Genomic DNA, 22,850 nt, shown 5'->3' on the forward strand with positions numbered 1-22,850 from the left:
TCCGCCTCAACCGGCCTGCTTCACGCGCATGTACCATTCGACGAGCCGGCGAACCTGACGCTCGGTGTAGCCGCGCTCCACCATGCGTGCGACGAACTCGCCGTGCTTCTTCTCCGTCTCGCCGTCCTTCTTCGACCCGAAGGAGATGACCGGAAGCAGGTCCTCGACCTGGGAGAATATCCGCTTTTCGATCACATCGCGAATCTTCTCGTAGGAGATCCAGGTCGGATTCTTGCCGCCGTTCTGGGCGCGCGACCGTAACGAGAATTTGACCACCTCGTTGCGGAAATCCTTCGGGTTGGCGATGCCCGCCGGCTTCTCGATCTTGGTCAGCTCCTGGTTCAAGAGCTCGCGATCAAGCAGCTGGCCGGTGTCGGCGTCCTTGAAATCCTGGTCCTCGATCCAGGCATCGGCGTAGTCGACGTAGCGGTCGAACAGGTTCTGGCCGTAATCCGAGTAGGATTCGAGATAAGCCTTCTGGATCTCGTTTCCGATGAACTCGGCATAACGCGGTGCAAGGTCCGCCTTGATGAATTCGAGGTAGCGCTTCTCGACTTCCTCGGGCAGCTGCTCGCGCTTGATCGATTGCTCCAGCGCGTACATCAGATGCACGGCGTCGGCGGCGACTTCCTGCGGATCGTGGTTGAAGGTCGCAGCCAGGATCTTGAAGGCAAAGCGGGTGGAGACACCGTCCATGCCCTCGTCGACGCCGGCGGCATCGCGATATTCCTGGACGCTGCGCGCCTTCGGATCGGTCTCCTTCAGGCTCTCGCCGTCGTAGACCCTCATCTTGGCGTAGGTCGTGGAATTTTCGTGCTTGCGCAGCCGCGACATCACCGAGAACCGCGCCAGCGTCTCCAGCGTCGAGGGCGCGCAAGGCGCGGCCGCGAGCTCGGAGCCCTGGATCAGCTTCTCGTAGATCTTCTGCTCTTCCGTGATCCGCAGGCAATAAGGCACCTTGATCACGCAGATGCGGTCGATGAAGGCCTCGTTGTTCTTGTTGGCCTTGAAGCTCGACCACTCGGCTTCGTTGGAGTGCGCGAGGATGACGCCGGTGAACGGAATCGCGCCGATGTTCTCGGTGCCGATGTAGTTGCCTTCCTGCGTCGCGGTGAGCAGCGGGTGCAGCATCTTGATCGGCGCCTTGAACATCTCGACGAACTCGAGCACGCCCTGGTTGGCGCGGTTGAGGCCGCCGGAATAGCTGTAGGCGTCGGGATCATTCTGCGCGTAGGTTTCGAGCTTGCGGATATCGACCTTGCCGACCAGCGAGGAGATGTCCTGGTTGTTCTCGTCACCCGGCTCGGTCTTGGCGATGCCGATCTGGCGCAGCCGCGACGGCTGGATCTTTGCGACCCGAAACTGGGAAATGTCGCCGCCAAAGGCTTCCAGCCGCTTGTAGCACCATGGGCTCATCAGGCCGGTGAGACGGCGGCGCGGAATGCCGTATTTCTCTTCCAGCATCGGGCCGAGCTGATCCGGATCGAACAGGCTGAGCGGGCTTTCGAACACGGGCGAGAGCTCGTCGCCGGCCTTGAGCACGTAGATCGGGTGCACTTCCATCAGCGACTTGAGCCGCTCGGCGAGCGAGGATTTGCCGCCGCCGACTGGACCGAGCAGATACAGGATCTGCTTGCGCTCTTCGAGGCCCTGCGCCGCGTGACGGAAGAAACCGACGATGCGCTCGATGGTTTCTTCCATGCCGTAGAAGCCGGCGAAGGCCGGATAGGTGCGGATCGTGCGGTTCAAAAAAATACGGCCAAGGCGTGGGTCCTTGGCCGTGTCAATCGTCTGGGGCTCACCGATCGCTGCTAGCAGTCGTTCGGCCGCGTTCGCGTATTTCATGGGATCGCTTCGACACGATTCCAGATATTCCGCCATCGACATGTCGTGTTGGCTTCTCGCCTCGAACGACTTAGCGAAAGCGTTGAATAGAGAATCGTTGTACATGATCCCTCTCCGCGTGAGTTCCGCTACACAATTGAACGAAAGCAGCGACCGGACCGTTCCTTAGCGCCACTCTCGAATCAGCGTGAGCACATGACGATCATTCGACACCCGGGCGCCTTCTCGGCGCAACGCACAACGTAGGCACAGGGTGAGTTACGAACAGGCACCTGCCTGATATTTGAGCGAATCTTTGTCTATATTGGCTCATTTCCAGAAAATGTCACTCGCTCGCAACATCCGGGCGTTACCGGGGATGCGTTCATCCGGCGCCCCATCATAGCGATCTGCGAACGGCGATCTTATGACGCTTGTACGGCGAAGCCTTGGGTGCCGCGTTCATCTTCCTGCTGCATTGCGGTGCGTGGACCGCCGGCGGCGTGACAGTCGCGGCAAGCGCGCAGCAGTGTATCAAAATCGGTCGCCAGGCCCTCCGACTGGATGACGATGCGGTCGTTCTGCCGATCGTCCTGCGCACAACGGGCCAAGCCGCGGATGGTGCAGAGCTGCCGCTGCAAGGCCGGCGTCGGCGTCAGCACGATCACCTTGCGCCCGCGGCGTTCTTCAGCCGAAATCTCCGCGATCGAGTCCCACAGCAGAAATTCATTGCCGATGCGGAGATCGCGGATGCCATAGGGGGTGACGATCACCACCGATCCCCGTTCGGCGGGGAGCATCCAGATCAGCCGACCGGTCATCAGGGCGAACACCATCACGCCAGCAGAGCCGACCGTCGTGTCGTAATCGCCAAAAGCATCCCACCAGCCCAAGGCGAGTGTCGCGCTGAGCAGCGTCGTGGCGAAGCCCGCTACGACCAGCAGCCGGGTTTGGGTCGTACATGGACCGATTTCGAGATCATGGGACGCATCGACGCTTCCGGTCGACGGGGCCGATTGCGGACTGTCTGTGACAGCGAGCGCCAGACGGTCATGATGTGCTTGCATGCTTTCCCCCAGCATGGCCATTCGCGACCGAGCCACGACGCATCAGGCGGACCGGAATCCGCTGATGAGTACTCCGCGCAGCCACTAGCGACGAGCCGAGGCAGCTGACGTTACGCAACGAGACCAGGCCGATTTCTCACGGCCAACGACCTTTTACGCAACTCGGCTCCCTCTACGCGGATCGCCATGACCGCGACGGAGTTACACTGGAGGATATGACGCCCATACCCTTGATTGGTTCCCTCAAGGATGCATGTAAGCTAGAGGATAGCGCGTCAGGACCGGCGCGGAAACCCCTCGCCCGCAGGCTTGGAGATAAATTAGCATCATGAATCCCGTCAAAGAACTGGAAAAGCACGGACAAGCCGTCTGGCTGGACTTCCTGGCCCGCGGCTTCATCGCCAAGGGCGACCTGAAGCGGCTGATCGACACCGACGGCGTCAAGGGCGTCACCTCCAACCCCTCGATCTTCGAAAAAGCGATCGGCAGCTCGGACGAATACGACGCGCCGATCGGCAAGGCATTGAAGCGCGGCGATCGGTCGGTCGCCGACCTGTTCGAGGCCGTCGCGGTCGAGGACATCCAGAACGCCGCCGACGTGCTGCGCCCGGTCTACGACCGCCTCAAGGGCGGCGACGGCTATGTCAGCCTGGAAGTCTCGCCCTATCTGGCGATGGACACCGGTGAAACGGTCACAGAGGCGCGGCGGCTCTGGAAGGACGTCAACCGCAAGAACCTGATGGTGAAGGTGCCGGCAACGCCTGAGGGCCTGCCGGCGATCGAGACCCTGATCGGCGACGGCATCAGCATCAACATCACGCTGCTGTTCTCCAGGGACGTCTATCTGCAGGTTGCCGAGGCCTATCTCGCCGGTCTGGAGACATACGTCGCAGGTGGCGGCGACCCCTCGCACGTGGCGAGCGTGGCGAGCTTTTTCGTCAGCCGCATCGACTCGGTGGTCGACAAGCAGCTCGACGAGAAGATCGCCCGCGCCAACGACCCAAGCGAGAAGGAACGGCTCGCCGCGCTGAAGGGCAAGGTCGCGATCGCCAATGCGAAGGTCGCCTACCAGGATTACAAGCGCCTGTTCTCAGGTCCCCGCTGGGACAAGCTCGCGGCCAAGGGCGCCAAGCCGCAGCGCATGCTGTGGGCCTCGACCGGCACCAAGAACAAGGATTACAGCGACGTCCTCTATGTCGAGGAATTGATCGGCCCCGACACCATCAACACCGTGCCGCCGGCGACACTGGATGCGTTCCGCGACCATGGCACGCCGCGCGACAGCCTGGAAGAGAATGTCGACGACGCCAGGCGCGTGCTGGAAGAGCTGGAGCGCTCCGGCGTCTCGCTCGATGCCATCACCGAGGAGCTCGTCAAGGACGGCGTCAAGCAGTTCGCCGATGCCGCCGACAAGCTCTATGGCGCGGTCGCCCACAAGCGCGCCACCGTGCTTGGGCCCGCGATCGACCGCCAGCTTCTCTCGCTCGGCGACGGTCTCGGCAAGGCCGTGGCCAAGAGCACCGAGGAATGGCGCGCGTCGGCAAAGATCCGCCGGCTTTGGCAGCGCGACAAGTCGGTCTGGACCGGCACCGACGAGGATAAATGGCTCGGCTGGCTCGACAGCGCCGCCAAGGCCGACGTCGCCGACTATGAGGACTATGCCAGCCGCGTGAAAGGCCAGAAATTCTCCGACGCCGTCGTGCTCGGCATGGGCGGATCAAGCCTCGGGCCGGAGGTGCTGGCAGAGACCTTCGGCAAGAAGCCCGGGTTCCCGAAGCTGCACGTGCTGGATTCCACCGATCCGGCCCAGGTGCGGGCGATGGAGGCCAGGATCGACATCGCCAACACCGTGTTCATCGTCTCCAGCAAGTCCGGTGGCACCACCGAACCGAATGCGATGAAGGATTATTTCCACGAGCGCGTCGCGCAGGCGGTCGGGCCGAAGGTCAAGACCGGCCATCGCTTCATTGCGGTCACCGATCCCGGATCGTCGCTGGAGAAGGCGGCGAAGACGCTGAACTACGCGCGCATCTTCCACGGCGAGCCCTCCATCGGCGGACGCTACTCGGTGCTCTCGCCTTTCGGGCTGGTGCCGGCGGCAACCGCGGGCATCGATATCAAGACCTTCGTCAAGCACGCGCTTGCGATGGCCCGCTCCTGCGGACCGGACGTGCCGCCAAGTGAGAACCCCGGCGTGCAGCTCGGCCTTGCCATGGGCCATGCAGCGCTTGAAGGCCGCGACAAGGTGACGATCCTGTCGTCGAAGAAGATCGCCGATTTCGGCGCCTGGGCCGAGCAGCTCATCGCAGAATCGACCGGCAAGGACGGCAAGGGCCTGATCCCGATCGACGGCGAGCCGCTGGGCGAGCCCGCGGTCTACGGCAATGACCGGCTCTTCATCGACATCCGTATCGAGGGCGAAGCAGACGCCGCCCATGACTCGCAGCTGGCTGCGATCGAAGCGGCCGGCCACCCCGTCGTGCGCATCGTGATGAAGTCGATCGACCATCTCGGCCAGGAGTTCTTCCGCTTCGAGATGGCAACGGCGGTGGCGGGCAGCATCCTCGGCATCAACCCGTTCGACCAGCCGGACGTGGAAGCGGCCAAGATCAAGACCCGGGAGCTCACCGCCTCGTTCGAAAAGACCGGCGCGCTGCCGGCCGAACGGCCGGTGGTCAGCACCACCGAGGCCGATCTCTACACCGACGAGACCAATGCCGCGGCCCTGCGCGCCGCCGGCGCCAACGGCGACCTCACCTCATGGCTGAAGGCGCATCTGTCGCGCTCCAAGCATGGCGATTATGTCGCCCTGCTCGGCTACATCGCGCGCGACAAGGCGACGATCGACGCGCTCCAGGCCATGCGGCTCGAAGTGCGCGAGAAGCGACATGTCGCAACCTGCGCCGAGTTCGGACCGCGTTTCCTGCACTCCACCGGGCAGGCCTACAAGGGCGGGCCCGACAGCGGCGTGTTCCTCCAGATCACCGCCGACGATGCCAAGGACTTGCCGGTGCCGGGCCAGAAGGCCAGCTTCGGCGTCATCAAGGCCGCGCAGGCGCGCGGCGACTTCGACGTGCTTACCGAGCGCGGCCGGCGCGCGCTGCGGGTCCACCTGAAGGGTGGGCTCAAGAAGGGTCTCGCGGCGCTCAATGCGGCGCTCAACGACGCACTGAACTAAGGGGAATTCCTCAAATGCAACTCGGCATGATCGGCCTCGGCCGGATGGGCGGCAACATCGTTCGACGGCTGATGCGCCACGGACATTCGACGGTGGTCTACGACAAGGACGCCAAGGCCGTCGCGGGCCTTGCCGCAGACGGCGCGACAGGCTCGGCGACGCTCGAAGAGTTCATTGCGAAACTGGAGCGGCCGCGCACGGCCTGGGTGATGCTGCCGGCCGGCCACATCACCGAGACCACGATCGACACGATCGCGGGTGCCATGCAGGAAGGCGACGTCATCATCGACGGCGGCAACACGTTCTGGCAGGACGACGTCCGCCGCGGCAAGGCGCTGAAGGAGCGCGGCATCCACTATGTCGACGTCGGCACCTCCGGCGGCGTCTGGGGCCTCGAGCGCGGCTATTGCATGATGATCGGCGGCGAGAAACAGGTGGTCGATCGACTCGATCCGATCTTCGCCGCGCTCGCGCCCGGCGCCGGCGGCATTCCGCGCACGGAGGGACGTGAGGGCCGCGATCCCCGCATCGAGCAGGGCTACATCCATGCCGGCCCCGTCGGCGCCGGGCATTTCGTCAAGATGATCCACAACGGCATCGAATACGGCCTGATGCAGGCCTACGCCGAAGGTTTTGACATCCTCAAGAACGCCAACATCGAGGCCTTGCCGGCGGATCATCGTTACGATTTCGATCTCGCCGATATTGCCGAAGTGTGGCGGCGCGGCAGCGTGATCCCGTCCTGGCTGCTCGATCTCACCTCGACGGCACTCGCCGACAGCCCGGCGTTGACGGAATATTCCGGTTTCGTCGAGGATTCCGGCGAAGGACGCTGGACCGTGAACGCCGCAATCGACGAGGCCGTGCCGGCCGAAGTCCTGACCGCGGCGCTGTTCGCACGTTTCCGTTCGCGCAAGGAACACACCTTCGCGGAGAAAATTCTCTCAGCGATGCGAGCCGGCTTCGGCGGCCACAAGGAGCCGAAGCAGTCGGCTGCTTCGAAGCCCAAATAGCTCGGAAGTAAAACGTAACAAGCGAAGGCCAATAGTTCGTGACAAAAGACCTGCAAGCCAAGCGCAAGCCGGAAAATTGCGCCTTCGTCATCTTTGGTGTCACCGGCGACCTCACCCATCGGCTGGTGATGCCATCGCTCTACAATCTTGCGGCCGAGCATCTGTTACCGGAAAAGTTTTGCGTGGTCGGCGTCGCCCGCCGGAGCCAGTCGGACGACGAGCTGCGCGACAGCCTGTTGAAGGGCTTGCGCCAGTTCGCGACCCGTCCGGTGGACGACGACATTGCCAAGAAGCTGCTGGAATGCGTGACCTTCGTCGAAGCCGACGCAAAGGATCCGCCATCCTTTGATCGCCTGCGCGAGCATCTGGATTCTCTGGAATGCGCGCAGGACACCGGCGGCAACCGGCTGTTCTACCTCGCGACCCCGCCGGCTGCGTTCGCGCCGACCGCGCGCGAGCTCGGCCGCACCGGAATGATGAAGGAGAACGGCGCGTGGCGCCGGCTGGTGATCGAAAAGCCGTTCGGCACCGACCTCGCCTCGGCGCGAGCGCTGAATGGCGAGCTGCTGAAGATCATGGACGAGCACCAGATCTACCGGATCGATCACTATCTCGGCAAGGAGACGGTGCAGAACATCCTGGTGCTGCGCTTTGCCAACGGCATGTTCGAGCCGATCTGGAATCGCAACCATATCGACCACATCCAGATCACGGTGGAGGAAAAGCTCGGCGTCGGCCATCGCGGCGGCTTCTACGATGCCACCGGCGCGCTGCGCGACATGGTGCCGAACCATCTGTTTCAGCTGATGTCGCTGGTCGCGATGGAGCCGCCGGCGCGTTTCGACGCCCATTCGGTGCGCTCCGAGAAGGCCGAGATTCTGACCTCGATTCAGCGCCCGAGCGAGGAAGAAGCGCTGAAGAGTTCGGTGCGCGCCCAATATCTCTCGGGGCGAATCGGCGACGATGAGATCCCGGACTATCGAAAGACCGAGGACGTCAAACCCGGCAGCACCACCGAGACCTTTGTCGCGCTGAAACTGATGATCGACAATTGGCGCTGGGCCGGCGTGCCGTTCTATTTGCGCACCGGCAAGGCGCTCGGCCACAAGCGCACCGAGGTCGCGATCAAGTTCAAGCAGGCACCGTTGTCGATGTTCTCAGGCACCGCTGTCGATCGCCTCTCCCAGAACTTCCTCACGATCGGCATCGCGCCGACCGAGACCATCGAGCTCCAGTTCAACGCCAAGATCCCGGGGCCGAGCGTCACCATCGACGGCGTCGAGATGAAGTTCCGCTATGGCGACTATTTCCGGGCCGATCCCTCGACCGGCTACGAGACGCTGATCTACGACTGCATGATCGGCGACAACATCCTGTTCCAGCGCGCCGACGGCATCGAAGCCGGATGGCAGGCGGTGCAGCCGTTCCTGGACGCCTGGAAGAACGCGGGCAGCAACGGCATCGAGACCTATCAAGCCGGCAGCGACGGCCCCGCCTGCGCCGATGAATTGCTCCGCCGCGACGGCCGAAGCTGGCGCAAGTTTTCGTGACGGCGGCCGGACAGCCGAAGCTCATCGTCGCGGCCGACGCCGAGGCTCTCGCGCGGGCCGCGGCCGAGCGGGTGATGGCGCGAATCGCCGACAATCCCGGGCGCATCGCGATCTGCCTGACCGGCGGCTCCAGCCCGAAGAAGCTCTACCATCTGCTGGGCAGCGAGGCCTGGCGCGAAAAAATCCCGTGGGAGCGCGTGCACTGGTTCATCGGTGACGAGCGCTTCGTGCCCGAAAGCGACCCCCTCAACAATATGGCGGTTGCCCGCGCGACCTTTCTCGATCGCAACGCGCCCTCCGGCCATGTTCACCCGATCCCGACGACGGCTGACACCCCCGATCAGAGCGCCGAGGCCTATGCGCGCGAGCTGCAGGCTTTCTATGGCGCGGAAAGCCTGGATCCGGCGCGGCCGCTGTTCGACATGGTCTTGATGGGCGCAGGTCCCGACGGCCACACGGCGTCGCTCTTCCCGGGTTACCCCGCGATCGAGGAGACGAAACGCTGGGTGGTCGGCGTCCTCAAGGCCAATGTTGCCCCCTTCGTGCCACGGGTCTCGCTCACCCTGCCCGCGCTGGCGTCCTGCCGCGAAATGCTGTTCGAGATAGCGGGGCACGACAAGCAGCCGATCTTGACGCGCCTGCTCAATGGCGAGACTCTGCCGGCTGTACGCGCGCGCTCGAATGGCGAGACCGTCTGGCTGGTCGACCAGGCCGCGCTTCCGGGGGGAATTCGTGACGGGCGTTGAAGCACCTTGTGCATTGATCGTGATGGGCGTGTCGGGCTCGGGCAAGAGCACGGTTGCAAAAGCGTTGGGCGAGCGCCTCGGCTGGCGCTTCGAGGACGGCGACAGCTTTCATCCCGCCAGCAATGTCGAGAAGATGCGGGCCGGCCATCCCCTCACCGACGAGGATCGCTGGCCCTGGCTCAACGCCATCGCCGACGAGATCGCGCGGGTCTGTGACAAGGGCGAGCACGTGATCATCGCCTGCTCGGCGCTGAAGCATACTTATCGGGACGTGCTGCTGCGCGGACGCGACGACGTCCGTTTCGTCTTCCTCAGGGGCACGAAGGAGCTGATCGCCGCACGCCTGGCGCAACGCAAGGGGCACTTCATGCCGCCCGGCCTGCTGACGAGCCAGTTCAACACGCTGGAGCCGCCGGAGGCCGGCGAGCACGTGATCACTGTCTCGATCGACGAATCCGTGGAAGCGATCGTGGACGGCGCGGTGCGGCAGTTGAAACTGGGCGGCGCGAAACGCTGAGGCCAAACACCCAAGAAACACCCAAGGGACCGCCATGACAAAAATCTCGCTCGTCGTCTCGGACGTCGACGGCACGCTGCTGACCAAGGACAAGGCGCTGACCGACCGCGCGAGGTCCGCCGTGCAGCGTCTGCACCAGGCCGGCATCGGCTTCACGATTACGTCGAGCCGCCCCGCGATCGGCATGCGTTTCCTGATCGAGCCGCTGGCGCTCTGGCTGCCGGTCGGCCCATTCAACGGCTCCTCGATCGTCGATCCCGAAATGAAACCGGTCGAGCAGCATTTGATCCCGGCGAGCGCGGCCGAGCGAAGCCTGCAAATTCTCCGGGACTTCGGCTCCGACATCTGGCTGTTCACCACCGACAAATGGCTGATCGACAAGCCTGATGGCCAATACGTCGCTCACGAGCAGCATACGATCCGCTCCGATCCGACCATCGTCACGGATTTCTCGCCGTATCTCGCCAGCGCCTGCAAGATCGTCGGCGCCAGCGCCGATGCGGCTGGCCTCGAGCGTTGCGAGAAGGCGATGCAGCAGGCACTCGGCAGCGAGGCGATGGCAGTGCGTTCGCAAACCTACTACCTCGACATCACCCCGCCCGGCTTCGACAAGGGCACCTTCGTGCAAGCCATGGCCAAGCGCCTCGGCATTTCAACCGACGCGGTCGCCACCATCGGCGACATGCAGAACGACCTCGCGATGTTCCGCGTCAGCGGCACCTCGATCGCGATGGGCAATGCGACCGACAACGTCAAGGAGCAGGCCACCCACGTCACCGCGAGCAACGAGCAGGACGGTTTTGCTGAGGCGATGGAGATGATTTTGAAGCGGAACGAGGTGGGCTAAGCGATCGACTGTGGTGCGCAACTTGGGACTCGAACAGTTAACTTTTTTCGATGATGGCGCGCAGCTATTCCGGCAAGCGCTGGCCTCCGATCAATTGCACCAGCTTGAGGAAATCCTGTCTCATTTGCCGCCCGATCACGCCGGGCTGAGGCTGAGAGGCGTCGAAGGTCTCGCACCCTTCCTTGCCGCGAGCGGACCTGTCGGAAATTGCGCCGCATCAGTGCTCGGAGCAGCCTGTCGTCCAGTCAGAGCCATCCTGTTCGACAAGACCGCCGCGACGAATTGGGCGCTCGGTTGGCACCAGGACCGCACCATCGCCGTGAAGGAACGCATCGCCGTTGACGGCTTCGAGACCTGGAGCGTCAAGAGTGGTATGCAGCATGTCGAGCCGCCCTTTGCGCTGCTGTCGGACATGGTGACGTTGCGGGTTCATATCGATACAATCCCCGACACCAACGCACCGCTGTTGATTGCGCCCGGGTCGCACAAGCTTGGACGGATTCCGAGCAGGACGTGAAGGACGTCGCGCGGCATTGTGGCACGGTCGCCTGCCTGGCCAATGCTGGCGACATCTGGCTCTATGCGACACCCATTCTCCATGCATCGGACGCGGCCATCACTCCGATGCAACGCCGCGTGCTTCAGGTGGATTTTACAACAGGCGAGCTCCCAGCTGGCCTGGAATGGCTCGGAGTCTAGGGACAAGAGTCACTACTGCGACCGCTGCATCGCGGGCTTCTCGCTGCCATGCCGTGCCGCCGACAGATTATGCGCGGTGTTGACCAGCGCGATATGCGTCAGCGCCTGCGGGAAATTGCCGGTCTGACGCTTGGCGCCTGAATCATATTCCTCGGCGAGCAGCCCAACATCATTGGCGATGCCGACCACGCGGTCGAACAGGATCTGCGCCTTGTCGAGATCGCCCGCCAGCACATGGGCATCGGCCAGCCACAGAGTGCAGGCGAGGAAGGCGCCCTCGATCGGCTGCTTCTCCTCGGACACTTCGCGCGGATCGTGCCGCAACACAAAGCCGTCAGGCATCATGTGCTTTTCCATCGCCGCGATGGTGCCGCGAATGCGCGGATCCGACGCTTCCAGGAAGCCGACGGCCGGCAGCAGCAGCACGCTCGCATCAAGCAGCTTCGAGCCGTAGGACTCCACGAAGGCATTCTCCTCCGCGTCGAAGCCCCGGTTACAGACGTCGCGATGAATGGCCTCGCGCAAGGTGCGCCAGTGCAGCAGGGGCGCCTTGAACCCGAAGGTCTCGGCGCTCTTGATGCCGCGGTCGAAGGCGACCCAGGTCATCACCTTGGAGAAGACGTAGTGCTTCGGCTGTCCGCGCCGCTCCCAGATGCCATGATCGGGCTGGTCCCAGACCTCGGCGAGATGCTTGAGCACGGCGCATTCCAGCGCCCAGGTCGTCTCGTCGTCGAGCTTGAGCTTGGCCATCCGCGATTGGTGGAAGGCGTCGATCAGTTCGCCGTAGACGTCGAGCTGGAGCTGCGCATGCGCGGCATTGCCGACGCGCACCGGCTGCGCGCCTTCGTAGCCATCGAGCCAACCGGCTTCCCATTCCAGCAGCCGCCGCTGCCCCCAGATGCCGTACATGATCTGCATGTTCGACGGTGAGCCTGCCGCCGCACGCAACAGCCAATTGTGCCAGGCCAGGGCTTCCTCGGTATAGCCCGAGTTCATCAGCGCCAGCAGCGTGAAGGTGGCGTCACGCAGCCAGCAGAAGCGGTAGTCCCAATTCCTGGCGCCGCCGAGCTTCTCCGGCAACGAGGTGGTCGGCGCCGCGACGATGCCGCCGGTCGGACCGAAGGTCAGCGCCTTGAGCGTGATCAGCGAGCGCACGATCAGGTCGCGGTAGTCGCCATCGCGATGACAGTGGCTGCACCAGTCCTGCCAGAATTTTTCCGTCTCCTGGAGCGCGAGCTCCGGGTCGATCGGCGGGGGTGGCTCGAGATGCGAGGGGCCATAGGTCAGCACGAACGGCACGGTCTCGCCGGCCTTCACCTCGAAATCGGAAACCGTGGTCAGATCCTCGCCGCGGGTCTGCGCCGGCGTCCGCAGCACGGTCATGTCCTGCCCGGCGACCGCCAGCAGGGAATGGTCGATCCGCCGCACCCACGGGATGTCGACGCCGAAGCCGAAGCGGATGACGAGCTCCATCCGCATCTTGACCGTGCCACTGACACCGCGGACCAGCCGCACGATGTCGGAGGCCTTGCCGCGCGGCGGCATGAAGTCGATCAGCGCGACGGTGCCGCTCTTCGTCTCAAAGCGCGTTTCGAGAATGAGGGTGTCGCCGCGATAGCGGCGCGACGTCGCGGTGACGTCCTCGCTCGGCGCGATCAGCCAGCGGCCGTTCTTGTGCGTGCCGAGGAGGGCTGCAAAGCAGGCATCGGAATCGAAGGCCGGCCAGCATAGCCAGTCGATCGAGCCGTTGCGACCGACCAGCGCCGCGGTCTCGCAGTCGCCGATCAGCGCATAGTCCTCGATTTTCTGAGACAATGTCGTGCGAGCCTCGAAAACGACGTCCGGAGAGCCCGGCGATCAACGCCCGCCGGGCAACGAGCGTTCCCGCGTCGCGGCCTTCAAAGCTGCGAGATCGACCTTCGAGGCAATCTTGTCGAGCGTCACAGGCAGGCGCTGACGCCAGTTCGGATGCTCGTCAATCGTGCCGGGAATGTTGGGCTGGTCGATCACGCCGAGCAGATCCTCCAGCGACACCGCAAGCAGCCGCGACGGCGTGCGCGACAGGAAGGCGAGCACCGAATAGACATCATTGGCACGGATGCCGTTGGCACGCAGAATCTCGTCGAGCAGGCCGAGCGCATCCCAGCGGGCCTGATCGTTCTCGCCGGGATCGAGCCCGAGCGAGCGCTTCATCTTGAGATCGCTGAATGAGCGCCAGCCGGCATAGGTCGACAAATCATGGGTGTTCAGCGTCACCAGCGCGTTGGGCCGGTAGTGATCGACAGGCCGGAAGTGACCGGCATCGTCGCGCTCGAACATCATGACGAGGTAGGACCAGATGCCGAAATCCTGCATGGTCTCGCGAAATCCTTCCGGCACCGTGCCGAGGTCTTCGCCGATCACGATGCACTTATGGGCCGCGCTCTCGCGCGCCACGGTCGCCAGCAGCGCCTCGAACGGCATCTGCACATAGGCGCCGTTGTCGGGTTTAAAGCCGCGCGGCACCAGATACAGCCGCTTCAGGCCCAGCACGTGGTCGAGACGGATGGCGCCGGAATGGCGCATCGAAGCCGCGAGCATATCGGCGAACGGCACGAACGACTGCGCCTCCAGGCCGCCGGCGTTGAACCCGGCAAGACCCCAATCCTGGCCGATGGTGTTGAGCACGTCCGGCGGCGCGCCGACGGCGAGATGACGTGAGATCGCCCCCTGCTCGTTCCAGGCATCGAAGCCGTTCGACTGCACGCCGACAGCAACGTCGAGATAGAGCCCGACCCGCATGCCAAGCTGGCCGGCCAGCTCCTTGGCCGCATGCAATTGGCTATCGGCCGTCCATTGCACGAATTCGATGAACTCGACCTCGCGCTTGTCTGGGCCATTGCGCAACTCGGCGCATTTTGTCTCGTCCGGCTTTTGCCATTCCATGGGCCATTCCCACCACGGCGCCGCGAAGCGATGGCGGAGCACCTCGAAGCAGGCAAAGCGGGACAACAGCGGCGCGCGAGCCGCGCGGAAGGCGTCGAACTGGTTGCGGCGGACGCCGCTCGCGGTTTTGACGAAGCTGTCGAAGGCGGCGCGCAGGCCGAGCCATTTCAAGGCCGCCATGTCCGGATAGGGCACACGATCGCCGTCGCGGAGCCGCGCCGCGGTTGCGGCCGCGTCGGGGACGAGGTCGGGGGAAAATTCCGGGATCGCCTCGACGTCTATATAGACCGGATTGAGAAACAGCCGGCTGTTCGGCGAATAGGGGCTGCAATCCGCCGGATGGTCGTCGAACAACACATGCAGGGGATTGAGCCCGACGCCGTCGGCGCCCAACTGCTTGGCGAGCCGGACGAGACCGGCGAGGTCGGTGAAATCGCCGATGCCCCAATTGCGCTCCGAGCGGACGCTGTAGAGCTGCACGGCAAGCAGCCAGCCGCGGTCGAAATCGCCGCCAAAGGCCCGCTCCGGCGCCACGATCATCGGCACTTCTTCCGTCACGCCTTCGGCATCGGTTAGGGTCAGGCGGTGATAGCCGAGCGGCAGGCCGGCGGGCCAGGCAATCACGGGCTCGTGCGTCTCACCTTGCGCGATCAAATTGCCGTTGCTGGTCATTTTCCATTTGAGCGGCGGCGCACCGATCGTCACCAATTCGGTGCGCGGCTGTGCCAAGGCGCGGACCACCACGGGCCCGCTGACGAAGCGGTAAACCCGCTTCTCCGGCAGGGCGTCGAGGATGGATTTGAGGGCCACGGGATCGGTGACCCGCAGCTTTCCAAGGGCATCGACGAATTCAGATTGAACGCCCTTGATCCGGGCTTGAGCTAAAAGATCCATTCGGCACGCAGCTTGCAGGCCATTATTTGGCCGGGGGCATCGATTTTAACGAGGTCGCGGAAGAGGTTAGTCAGGGTTAACTCGCAAACCGCACCTGCCGTTCCCAACGGAACCAATGACACACAAGCGGCTTTCTATAGTGGTATCAAGCGTAGGTTCCCGGCAAGGGAAACGGGCTCCTGCTTTCTTGTCAATGGCATCACCGTGAACAAGACAATTCAAACTGTCGAGAGTGCCGCAGCGGGCAGCACTTTCCTCATCGAGGACGTCTATCCCCTGATCGACGGCGGGCGCTTCCCCGTGAAGCGGATCGCGCGCGAACCGGTCGAGGTCTGGGCCGACATCTACCGGGACGGCGACGCCGTGATCGGCGCAGCGCTGATCTGGCGACAGGAGCAGGACCGCGAATGGCAGAGCGAGCCGATGATCCATCACGGCAATGACCGCTGGTCCGGCGCGTTCACACCCGTCGCGCCCGGCAAATATGTCTATGCGATCGAAGCCTGGACCGACGAATTCGCGACGTGGTCGCACGGGGTCGCGCGCAAGCAGCGCTCCGGTGCCGACGTCACGCTCGATGCGATCGAAGGCGCCGGCCTCCTGACCAAGGCGCATGGCGCGCAGCAGGACGCCGCCGCCGTCATCGTCAGGCAATGCGAGGACTATCTTCAGACCGGCGACGTTGCCCCGCTGCTGGCAACCGAGCTCGGCGCAGCCATGGCCGAGAGCCAGTCGCGGCCTGATCTCACGCGCTCGGCGCTATTCCCACTGTTCGTCGACCGCGACAAGGCACGCTTCGGCGCCTGGTATCAGATGATGCCGCGCAGCCAGAGCGTGGTGCCAGGACAGCATGGCACGCTTCGCGACTGCATCGCGCGCGTGCCCGACATCGCGGCGATGGGCTTCGACGTGCTCTACTTCACGCCGATCCATCCCATTGGCCGCACCCGGCGCAAGGGCCGCAACAACATGCCGGTGGCGGGCGACGGCGATCCCGGCTCGCCTTATGCAATCGGCGCCATCGAAGGCGGGCACGACGCGCTGCACCCCGAACTCGGCACGATCGAGGATTTTCGCGCGCTGGTCGCGACCTGCCTGGAATACGGCCTCGAACTCGCGCTCGACTTCGCCGTGCAATGCTCGCCGGACCACCCGTGGCTGACGCAGCATCCGGAATGGTTCAAATGGCGCCCGGATCGCTCGGTGCGGACGGCTGACGGGCCTTATTCCGATATCGTCATTCCCGATTTCACGTCCGTCGACCGGGCTGGATTGTGGAACGCGTTTCGCGACGCCATGCTGTTTTGGATCGATCACGGCGTCACCATCTTCGCCATCGACAATCACGACACCGCGCCGCTCGCCTTCTGGGAGTGGCTGATCCGCGACGTCCGCCGCCGGCATCCCGAGGTGATCCTGTTTTCCAAGACGTTCGCGCGCCCGAAGCTGATGAAGGGCCTCGCCAAGCTCGGCTTTGCACAAACGTTCAGCTATTTCCCCTGGCGCACGGCGAAGTGGGAGCTGGAGCAATATCTCGGCGAGCTGACGCACTATCCCGAACGTGACTTCTATCGGCCGAACCTGTTCGTGAACACGCCCGACCTGCTGCCCTATCATCTCCAGGGCGGCGAAACCTGGGCGTTCAAATCGCGCGTCGCGCTGGCGGCGACCTTGTCCGGCAGTTACGGCGTCTATAGCGGATTTGAGTTGCTGGAGCACGACGCGGTCCCCGGCCGGGAGGAATATCTCGACTCCGAGAAATACCAGATCAAGCAGCGCGACTGGAACAAGCCCGGCCATATCAAGACCTACATCGCGGAGCTCAATCGCGTCCGCAACGAGAATGCTGCGCTTCAGCAGACGGCGAACCTGCGCTTCATCGGCATCGAAGACGGCGAGACGATCGCTTTCGTCAAGGAAGCAACCGACCCGGCCAATGTCGTCGTGACCGTGGTTGCGCTCTCGCGCCACGTGCGCGAATTCTGGTTGCCGCTCGGCGACGTCACGGTTGACGACGGCGGGCAGCGACACCATGTGTCGGCACTCGAAAACCTCCTCACCGGCGAACAGGCCCGCATCGAATGGGGCGGGATCAAATTGCGTATCGATCCCGAGCGCGATCCGGCGCTGCTGTTCCGCTGCCTGGCGTAAGGGCGCACGCCATGAACGTATTGTCTTCCGTCGACACCAAGAAAGCCGAGGCTGCCGAGATCGTGGATGAACTCTGGTACAAGGACGCCATCATCTATCAGCTCCACGTCAAGGCGTTTGCCGACAGCAATCAGGACGGCATCGGCGACTTCGCCGGGCTGACCGAGAAGCTGCCTTATCTCCAGGAGCTCGGCGTCACCGCGCTGTGGCTGCTGCCGTTCTATCCTTCGCCCGGCCGCGACGACGGCTACGACATCGCCGACTACGGCGCGGTCAATCCCGATTTCGGGACAATGAAGGATTTCAAGCGCTTCATCCAGGAAGCGCAGAAGCGCGGGCTTCGCGTCATCACCGAGCTCGTCGTCAACCACACCTCGGACCAGCACAATTGGTTCAAGCGCGCGCGCCGCAGCCCTCCGGGCTCGAGCGCCCGCAACTGGTATGTCTGGAGCGACACCGACCAGAAATACCAGGGCACCCGCATCATCTTCACCGATACCGAGAAGTCGAACTGGACCTGGGATCACGAGGCCGGCGCGTTCTACTGGCACCGCTTCTTCTCGCACCAGCCGGATCTCAATTTCGACAATCCGCGCGTCGTCAGCGCCCTGATCCAGGTGATGAAGCGCTGGCTCGACGCCGGTGTCGACGGCTTCCGTCTGGACGCCATCCCCTATCTCTGCGAGCGCGAAGGTACCTCGAACGAGAACCTCCCCGAGACGCATGCCATCATCAAGCGGCTGCGCCACGAGCTGGATTCCTACTCCAAGGGCAAGCTGCTGCTGGCCGAGGCCAATCAATGGCCGGAGGACGTGCAGGAATATTTCGGCCGCGGCGACGAGTGCCACATGGCCTACCACTTCCCGCTGATGCCGCGCATCTACATGGCGATCGCGCAGGAGGACCGTTTCCCGATCACCGACATCCTGCGCCAGACGCCGGACATTCCGGCGAGCTGCCAATGGGCGCTGTTCCTGCGCAACCATGATGAGCTGACGCTGGAGATGGTGACCGATGTCGAGCGCGATTATCTGTGGACCACCTACGCCAACGATCCCCGCGCCCGCATCAACGTCGGAATCCGCCGGCGCCTCGCGCCGCTGATGGACAACGACCGGCGCAAGATCGAGCTGATGAACTCGCTGCTGCTGTCCTTCCCGGGCACGCCGATCATCTACTATGGCGACGAGATCGGGATGGGCGACAACATCTATCTCGGCGACCGCAATGGCGTGCGCACGCCGATGCAGTGGAGCCCGGACCGCAACGGCGGCTTCTCGCGCTGCGACCCGGCCCGCCTCTACGCGCCACTGATCATGGATCCCGTCTACGGCTATGAATCGGTGAACGTGGAGGCGCAGTCGCGCAGCCTGTCCTCGCTGCTCAGCGCCACCAAGCGCCTGATCTCGGTGCGCAAATCAACGCTGGCCTTCGGCCGCGGCACCATGACCTTCATCCGCCCGGCTAACCGCGCCGTGCTGGCCTATGTCCGGCAGTACCGCGACGAGGTGATCCTCTGCGTCGCCAATCTGTCGCGCGCAGCCCAGGCGACCGAGCTCGATCTGTCGCCCTGGAAGGACCGCATCCCGCAGGAGATGCTCGGCCGCACGCGTTTTCCGGCGATCGGCGAACTGCCCTACATGGTCACGTTGGGGCCCTATGGCTTCTACTGGTTCCAGCTCACCGAGCGCGACAAGTCCGAGCCGGTGATGCCGCGCGCTGTGCCGGAATTCGAGACGCTGGTGGTGCCGGTGAACTCGACCTGGGTGTCGCTGGCGCGCGAGCGCGGCGTGTTCGAGCACGAGGTGCTGCCGGGATTCCTGTCGCGTACGCGCTGGTATCCGGAGCACAATCCCAAGCAGATCAAGCCGACGCTGACCTCGGCGGTGCCGTTCTGCGACATCGGCGACAACAGGCCCTGGATCGCGTTCTTCGAGGTGGCGCAGGGCGACGTCACCACGCGCTACGTGCTGCCGATGCAGATCGAATGGGTGCGCTTCGACCGCGAACGCTTCAATCCCAGGGCGCTCGCCGCCGTGCGCCAGGGCGCCCGCGAAGGCACGCTGCTGGATGTGGCGACCGAGCAGATCTTCATTGGCCTGTTCCTGCGCAACCTGTCGCAGAACCTGGTGGTGGAGGAAAACAATCTGCGGCTGGAGTTCAAGGCGACCAGCCGGTTTGCCGAGTACACCATCAAGGAGCCCGAACGCATCCGCGCGATCGAGCAGTCGAACAGCACCGCGCTGGTGGACAACCAGTATGTCGCCAAGATCTATCGCCAGCTCAAAGCCGGTATTAATCCCGAGATCGAGATCGGCTCGTACCTCACGGAAATCGCCCGCTTTGCCAATACGCCGGCATTGCTCGGCAGCGTCGAGCTGGTCGAAGACGATCGTCGCAGCGCAGTCGGCGTGCTGCACGCCTATGTCGAGAACCAGGGCGACGGCTGGGGCGTCACCGCGGGCTATCTCGACCGCTATATCGACGGGCAGCGGGTGCTGCCACCGGGCGAGATGCCCCGCGAGACCCAGGAGCAAGCGCCCTATCTGCATTTCATCGCGCAGATCGGCCGGCGGCTCGCCGAGCTGCATGTGGCTCTGGCCGCTGCAAAGCCCGGAGATCTCGCGCCGGAGCCGATTGGCTCCGCACAGGTCAAGCGCTGGTCATCGGAGCTCAAGACACGGGCCGAGCGGGTTTTCGAGCGGCTGGCCGCCAGCACCGACGGCCTGCGGGAGGTGGACCGACCGCTGATCAATCAGCTCGCCGCGGAGCGCGCGTCGCTGTCCGGCCGGCTCAGCGCGCTCTTACCTTCCGAGATCGGCGGGTTGAACATCCGTCATCATGGCGACTTCCGCCTCGGGCAAACTCTGATCGTGAAGGACGATATCTTCATCATCGACTTCGACGGCGATCCGCGTTTGCCGCTGGCCGACAAGCGGCGCAAGCTGCCTGCGGCGCGCGACGTTGCCGGCCTGATCCGCTCGATTGATCTTTCGGTTAACGCGGCGCTCCACCGCGCGCTCACCGGTGCTTCCGACGAACAGGGCCGGCTTACGGCTGCGCTCGACGAATGGCGCGAGCGCACCACCGCAACGTTCCTCACCGCCTACCGCGAAGCCATGACCGATCGGCGGCTGTGGCCGGAAGATCCGCAATCCGCGGCAGGCCTGTTAAGGTTTTTCCTGCTTGATCAAGCGTTCGAGGAAGTAGAGTACGAGCTGTCCAACCGGCCTGAGGGGCTCCATGCGCCGCTGTCCGGACTGCTTCGCATTCTGTCCAGTATCGAGAGCGAAGCCCATGCCTAAACTCCCTGCCGAGGCCTATGCTATCATCGAGGGTCGCCACTCCGATCCCTTCCACTATCTCGGGCTGCATCCCGAGGGCGACAAGAGCGTGGTGCGCGCGTTTCTCCCCGATGCTTCCAACGTCGAGGCGGTGGGCGAGCACGGCGAGGTGGCGAAGCTCGATCGCGTCCATGATGCCGGCCTGTTCATCGGCGCGCTTCCGAACGGCGCGAAGCACTATCAGCTCCGCGCGAAGTTCGGCGATAACGTCATCGAATTCGAGGACACCTATCGCTTTCCGCCGATCCTGACCGATTTCGACCTCTATCTGCTCGGCGAAGGCACCCACCAGCGCCTTTACGACAAGCTCGGCGCGCATCCGTTGCGGCTCGAAGGCATCGATGGCATCGGCTTCGTGGTGCTGGCGCCCAACGCGCGACGTGTCTCCGTGGTCGGCGACTTCAACTTCTGGGACGGGCGGCGCCATCCGATGCGGGTGCGCGGCGCGGGCTATTGGGAATTGTTCATCCCGCACGCCAAGGCGGGCGACCACTACAAGTTCGAAATCATCGGACCGCATGGCCATCTGCTTCCGCTGAAGTCCGACCCGATGGCCTTTGCAAGCGAGGTGCGGCCGAAGACCGCTTCCATCGTGTTCGACGAAGCGCATCTGCCGCGGCCGCGACCGGCGCCCGACGGCATCAACGCATTGTCCGCGCCGATGTCGATCTACGAGGTCCATCTCGGCTCGTGGCGGCGCAAGAACGGCGATGAATGGCTGACCTATCGCGAGCTGGCCGAGCAGCTGCCGGCCTACGCCCGCGACATGGGCTTCACCCATCTCGAATTCCTCCCGGTCAGCGAGCATCCTTTCGACGGCTCATGGGGCTATCAGCCGACCGGCCTGTATGCGCCGACCAGCCGCTTCGGCACGCCGGAGGATTTCGCCGCGCTGGTCGACGCCTGCCACCGCGAGGGCGTGGGCGTGCTGCTCGACTGGGTGCCCGGCCACTTCCCGGACGATCCGCACGGGCTCGGCAGCTTCGACGGCACGGCGCTGTACGAGCACGCTAATCCGCTCCAGGGCCGGCATCTCGATTGGGGCACGCTGATCTACAATTACGGCCGCACCGAAGTGACGAACTTCCTGGTCTCGAACGCGCTGTTCTGGCTCGAGCGCTACGCGATCGACGGACTGCGCGTCGATGCGGTCGCGTCCATGCTCTACCTCGACTACAGCCGTCCACCCGGCGCGTGGATTCCGAACCAGCACGGCGGCCGGGAGAACATCGAGGCGATCGCGTTCCTGCGCCGCTTCAACACCGAGCTGTTCGCGCGTTTCCCGCAGGCGACCACGGCCGCCGAAGAGTCCACCGCCTGGCCGCAGGTCTCGCGTCCGGTCGAATTCGGCGGGCTCGGTTTCGGCTACAAGTGGAACATGGGCTGGATGCACGACACGCTGAACTACATCAGCAAGGACCCGATCCACCGCAAGCATCATCACGGCGACATCCTGTTCGGCCTGCACTACGCCTTCTCGGAGAACTTCGTCCTGCCGCTGTCGCATGACGAGGTCGTGCACGGCAAGCGCTCGATCCTGGGGCGCATGCCCGGCGACGAATGGCAGCGCTTCGCGAATTTGCGCGCCTATTACAGCTTCATGTTCGGCCATCCCGGCAAGAAGCTGCTGTTCATGGGCGCCGAGATCGCGCAAAGCCGCGAATGGAATCACGACCAGTCGCTCGACTGGCACTTGCTCGAATACAAGCCCCATTCAGGCATCCAGGCGCTGATCCGCGATCTCAACCGGCTCTATCGCGCGGTGCCCGCCCTGCACCAGATGGACTGCGAGCAGGCCGGTTTCGAATGGCTGATCACCGACGACGCCAACCGCAACGTCTTCGCCTGGCTGCGCAAGGGATTTGACGAGCACGCCCGGTGCATGGTGATCGTCAACTTCTCACCCAACGTCTATCGCAACTACCGCGTTCGCGCGCCCCTCAGTGGCAAGTGGAAGGAAGTCTTCAACTCCGACTCCGCCCATTACGGCGGCAGCAATGTCGGCAACATCGGCGAAGTCCACGCCGTCAATGGCGAGCTCCGGCTCACCATTCCGCCGCTCGCTGCGATCTTCCTCGTTCCGGAAAGCTGAACG

Annotated in this window: 14 protein-coding genes; 10 read left to right on the forward strand and 4 right to left on the reverse strand. The window is 64.0% G+C overall.

Annotated elements, in window-relative coordinates; all coding sequences use genetic code 11:
• Positions 1–6 precede the first annotated feature (6 nt).
• Together AC0L20_RS28530 and AC0L20_RS28535 are read right to left on the reverse strand one after the other, a co-directional pair.
• On the reverse strand, positions 7–1,950 hold the full coding sequence (locus AC0L20_RS28530; RefSeq protein WP_106945859.1) for a PrkA family serine protein kinase: 1,944 nt from the start codon (positions 1,948–1,950) through the stop codon (positions 7–9).
• Between the two features lie 299 nt (positions 1,951–2,249).
• A complete protein-coding gene (locus tag AC0L20_RS28535; RefSeq protein ID WP_473294027.1) occupies positions 2,250–2,912 on the reverse strand; it encodes a hypothetical protein in 663 nt (220 codons plus the stop codon).
• Positions 2,913–3,219: 307 nt separating this feature from the next.
• Here AC0L20_RS28535 and AC0L20_RS28540 point away from each other — a divergent pair, with 307 nt between their 5' ends.
• From AC0L20_RS28540 to AC0L20_RS28570, 7 genes are read left to right on the forward strand one after another with little or no spacing between them, the layout of a single operon-like run.
• Positions 3,220–6,069 carry a bifunctional transaldolase/phosoglucose isomerase gene (locus AC0L20_RS28540; RefSeq protein ID WP_473294028.1) on the forward strand — a complete coding sequence of 950 codons (2,850 nt, stop codon included), beginning with the start codon at positions 3,220–3,222 and terminating at the stop codon, positions 6,067–6,069.
• Positions 6,070–6,083: 14 nt separating this feature from the next.
• Entirely contained in the window at positions 6,084–7,082 is a 999-nt protein-coding gene (gene gnd, locus AC0L20_RS28545; RefSeq protein WP_473294029.1) for a phosphogluconate dehydrogenase (NAD(+)-dependent, decarboxylating), read from the forward strand.
• 38 nt (positions 7,083–7,120) lie between these two features.
• Positions 7,121–8,632, forward strand: a complete 1,512-nt coding sequence (gene zwf, locus AC0L20_RS28550) for a glucose-6-phosphate dehydrogenase (RefSeq protein ID WP_473294030.1) — start codon at positions 7,121–7,123, stop codon at positions 8,630–8,632.
• Entirely contained in the window at positions 8,629–9,378 is a 750-nt protein-coding gene (gene pgl / locus AC0L20_RS28555) for a 6-phosphogluconolactonase (protein WP_473294031.1), read from the forward strand. Before zwf ends, pgl begins: the two co-directional genes overlap by 4 nt.
• Positions 9,365–9,895 (forward strand): gluconokinase, encoded by a 531-nt coding sequence (locus AC0L20_RS28560; protein ID WP_007595717.1) that lies wholly within the window; start codon positions 9,365–9,367, stop codon positions 9,893–9,895. Before pgl ends, AC0L20_RS28560 begins: the two co-directional genes overlap by 14 nt.
• Before the next feature lie 34 nt (positions 9,896–9,929).
• Positions 9,930–10,742 carry an HAD family hydrolase gene (locus tag AC0L20_RS28565; protein WP_473294032.1) on the forward strand — a complete coding sequence of 271 codons (813 nt, stop codon included), beginning with the start codon at positions 9,930–9,932 and terminating at the stop codon, positions 10,740–10,742.
• A 22-nt stretch (positions 10,743–10,764) separates the two neighbouring features.
• Positions 10,765–11,259 carry a phytanoyl-CoA dioxygenase family protein gene (locus AC0L20_RS28570; protein ID WP_473294033.1) on the forward strand — a complete coding sequence of 165 codons (495 nt, stop codon included), beginning with the start codon at positions 10,765–10,767 and terminating at the stop codon, positions 11,257–11,259.
• A gap of 194 nt (positions 11,260–11,453) precedes the next feature.
• On the opposite strand, the gene AC0L20_RS28575 is transcribed toward AC0L20_RS28570, so the two are convergent.
• Both AC0L20_RS28575 and malQ read right to left on the reverse strand, forming a co-directional pair.
• A complete protein-coding gene (locus tag AC0L20_RS28575; protein ID WP_473294034.1) occupies positions 11,454–13,256 on the reverse strand; it encodes a glycoside hydrolase family 15 protein in 1,803 nt (600 codons plus the stop codon).
• 42 nt (positions 13,257–13,298) lie between these two features.
• Entirely contained in the window at positions 13,299–15,260 is a 1,962-nt protein-coding gene (gene malQ, locus AC0L20_RS28580) for a 4-alpha-glucanotransferase (RefSeq protein ID WP_473294035.1), read from the reverse strand.
• Between the two features lie 204 nt (positions 15,261–15,464).
• Between malQ and AC0L20_RS28585 the strand changes: the two genes are divergently transcribed.
• The 3 genes from AC0L20_RS28585 to glgB are packed head-to-tail and all read left to right on the forward strand — an operon-like array spanning position 15,465 to position 22,847.
• Complete coding sequence (locus AC0L20_RS28585) at positions 15,465–17,411, forward strand: maltotransferase domain-containing protein (protein ID WP_473294036.1); 1,947 nt, start codon at positions 15,465–15,467, stop codon at positions 17,409–17,411.
• Positions 17,412–17,422: 11 nt separating this feature from the next.
• The gene (gene treS / locus AC0L20_RS28590; protein WP_473294038.1) at positions 17,423–20,716 is read left to right on the forward strand and encodes a maltose alpha-D-glucosyltransferase; all 3,294 of its coding nucleotides are present in this window, start codon (positions 17,423–17,425) and stop codon (positions 20,714–20,716) included.
• A complete protein-coding gene (gene glgB / locus AC0L20_RS28595; protein ID WP_456768284.1) occupies positions 20,709–22,847 on the forward strand; it encodes a 1,4-alpha-glucan branching protein GlgB in 2,139 nt (712 codons plus the stop codon). Before treS ends, glgB begins: the two co-directional genes overlap by 8 nt.
• Positions 22,848–22,850 lie beyond the last annotated feature (3 nt).

The organism is Bradyrhizobium sp. Kon58, from assembly GCF_055807455.1.

Coding starts and splice junctions, on each gene's coding strand:
- AC0L20_RS28530 (WP_106945859.1), bottom strand. CDS start 1,950: ATGTACAACGATTCTCTATTCAACGCTTTCGCTAAGTCGTTCGAGGCG.
- AC0L20_RS28535 (WP_473294027.1), bottom strand. CDS start 2,912: ATGGCCATGCTGGGGGAAAGCATGCAAGCACATCATGACCGTCTGGCG.
- AC0L20_RS28540 (WP_473294028.1), top strand. CDS start 3,220: ATGAATCCCGTCAAAGAACTGGAAAAGCACGGACAAGCCGTCTGGCTG.
- gnd (WP_473294029.1), top strand. CDS start 6,084: ATGCAACTCGGCATGATCGGCCTCGGCCGGATGGGCGGCAACATCGTT.
- AC0L20_RS28565 (WP_473294032.1), top strand. CDS start 9,930: ATGACAAAAATCTCGCTCGTCGTCTCGGACGTCGACGGCACGCTGCTG.
- malQ (WP_473294035.1), bottom strand. CDS start 15,260: ATGGATCTTTTAGCTCAAGCCCGGATCAAGGGCGTTCAATCTGAATTC.
- treS (WP_473294038.1), top strand. CDS start 17,423: ATGAACGTATTGTCTTCCGTCGACACCAAGAAAGCCGAGGCTGCCGAG.
- glgB (WP_456768284.1), top strand. CDS start 20,709: ATGCCTAAACTCCCTGCCGAGGCCTATGCTATCATCGAGGGTCGCCAC.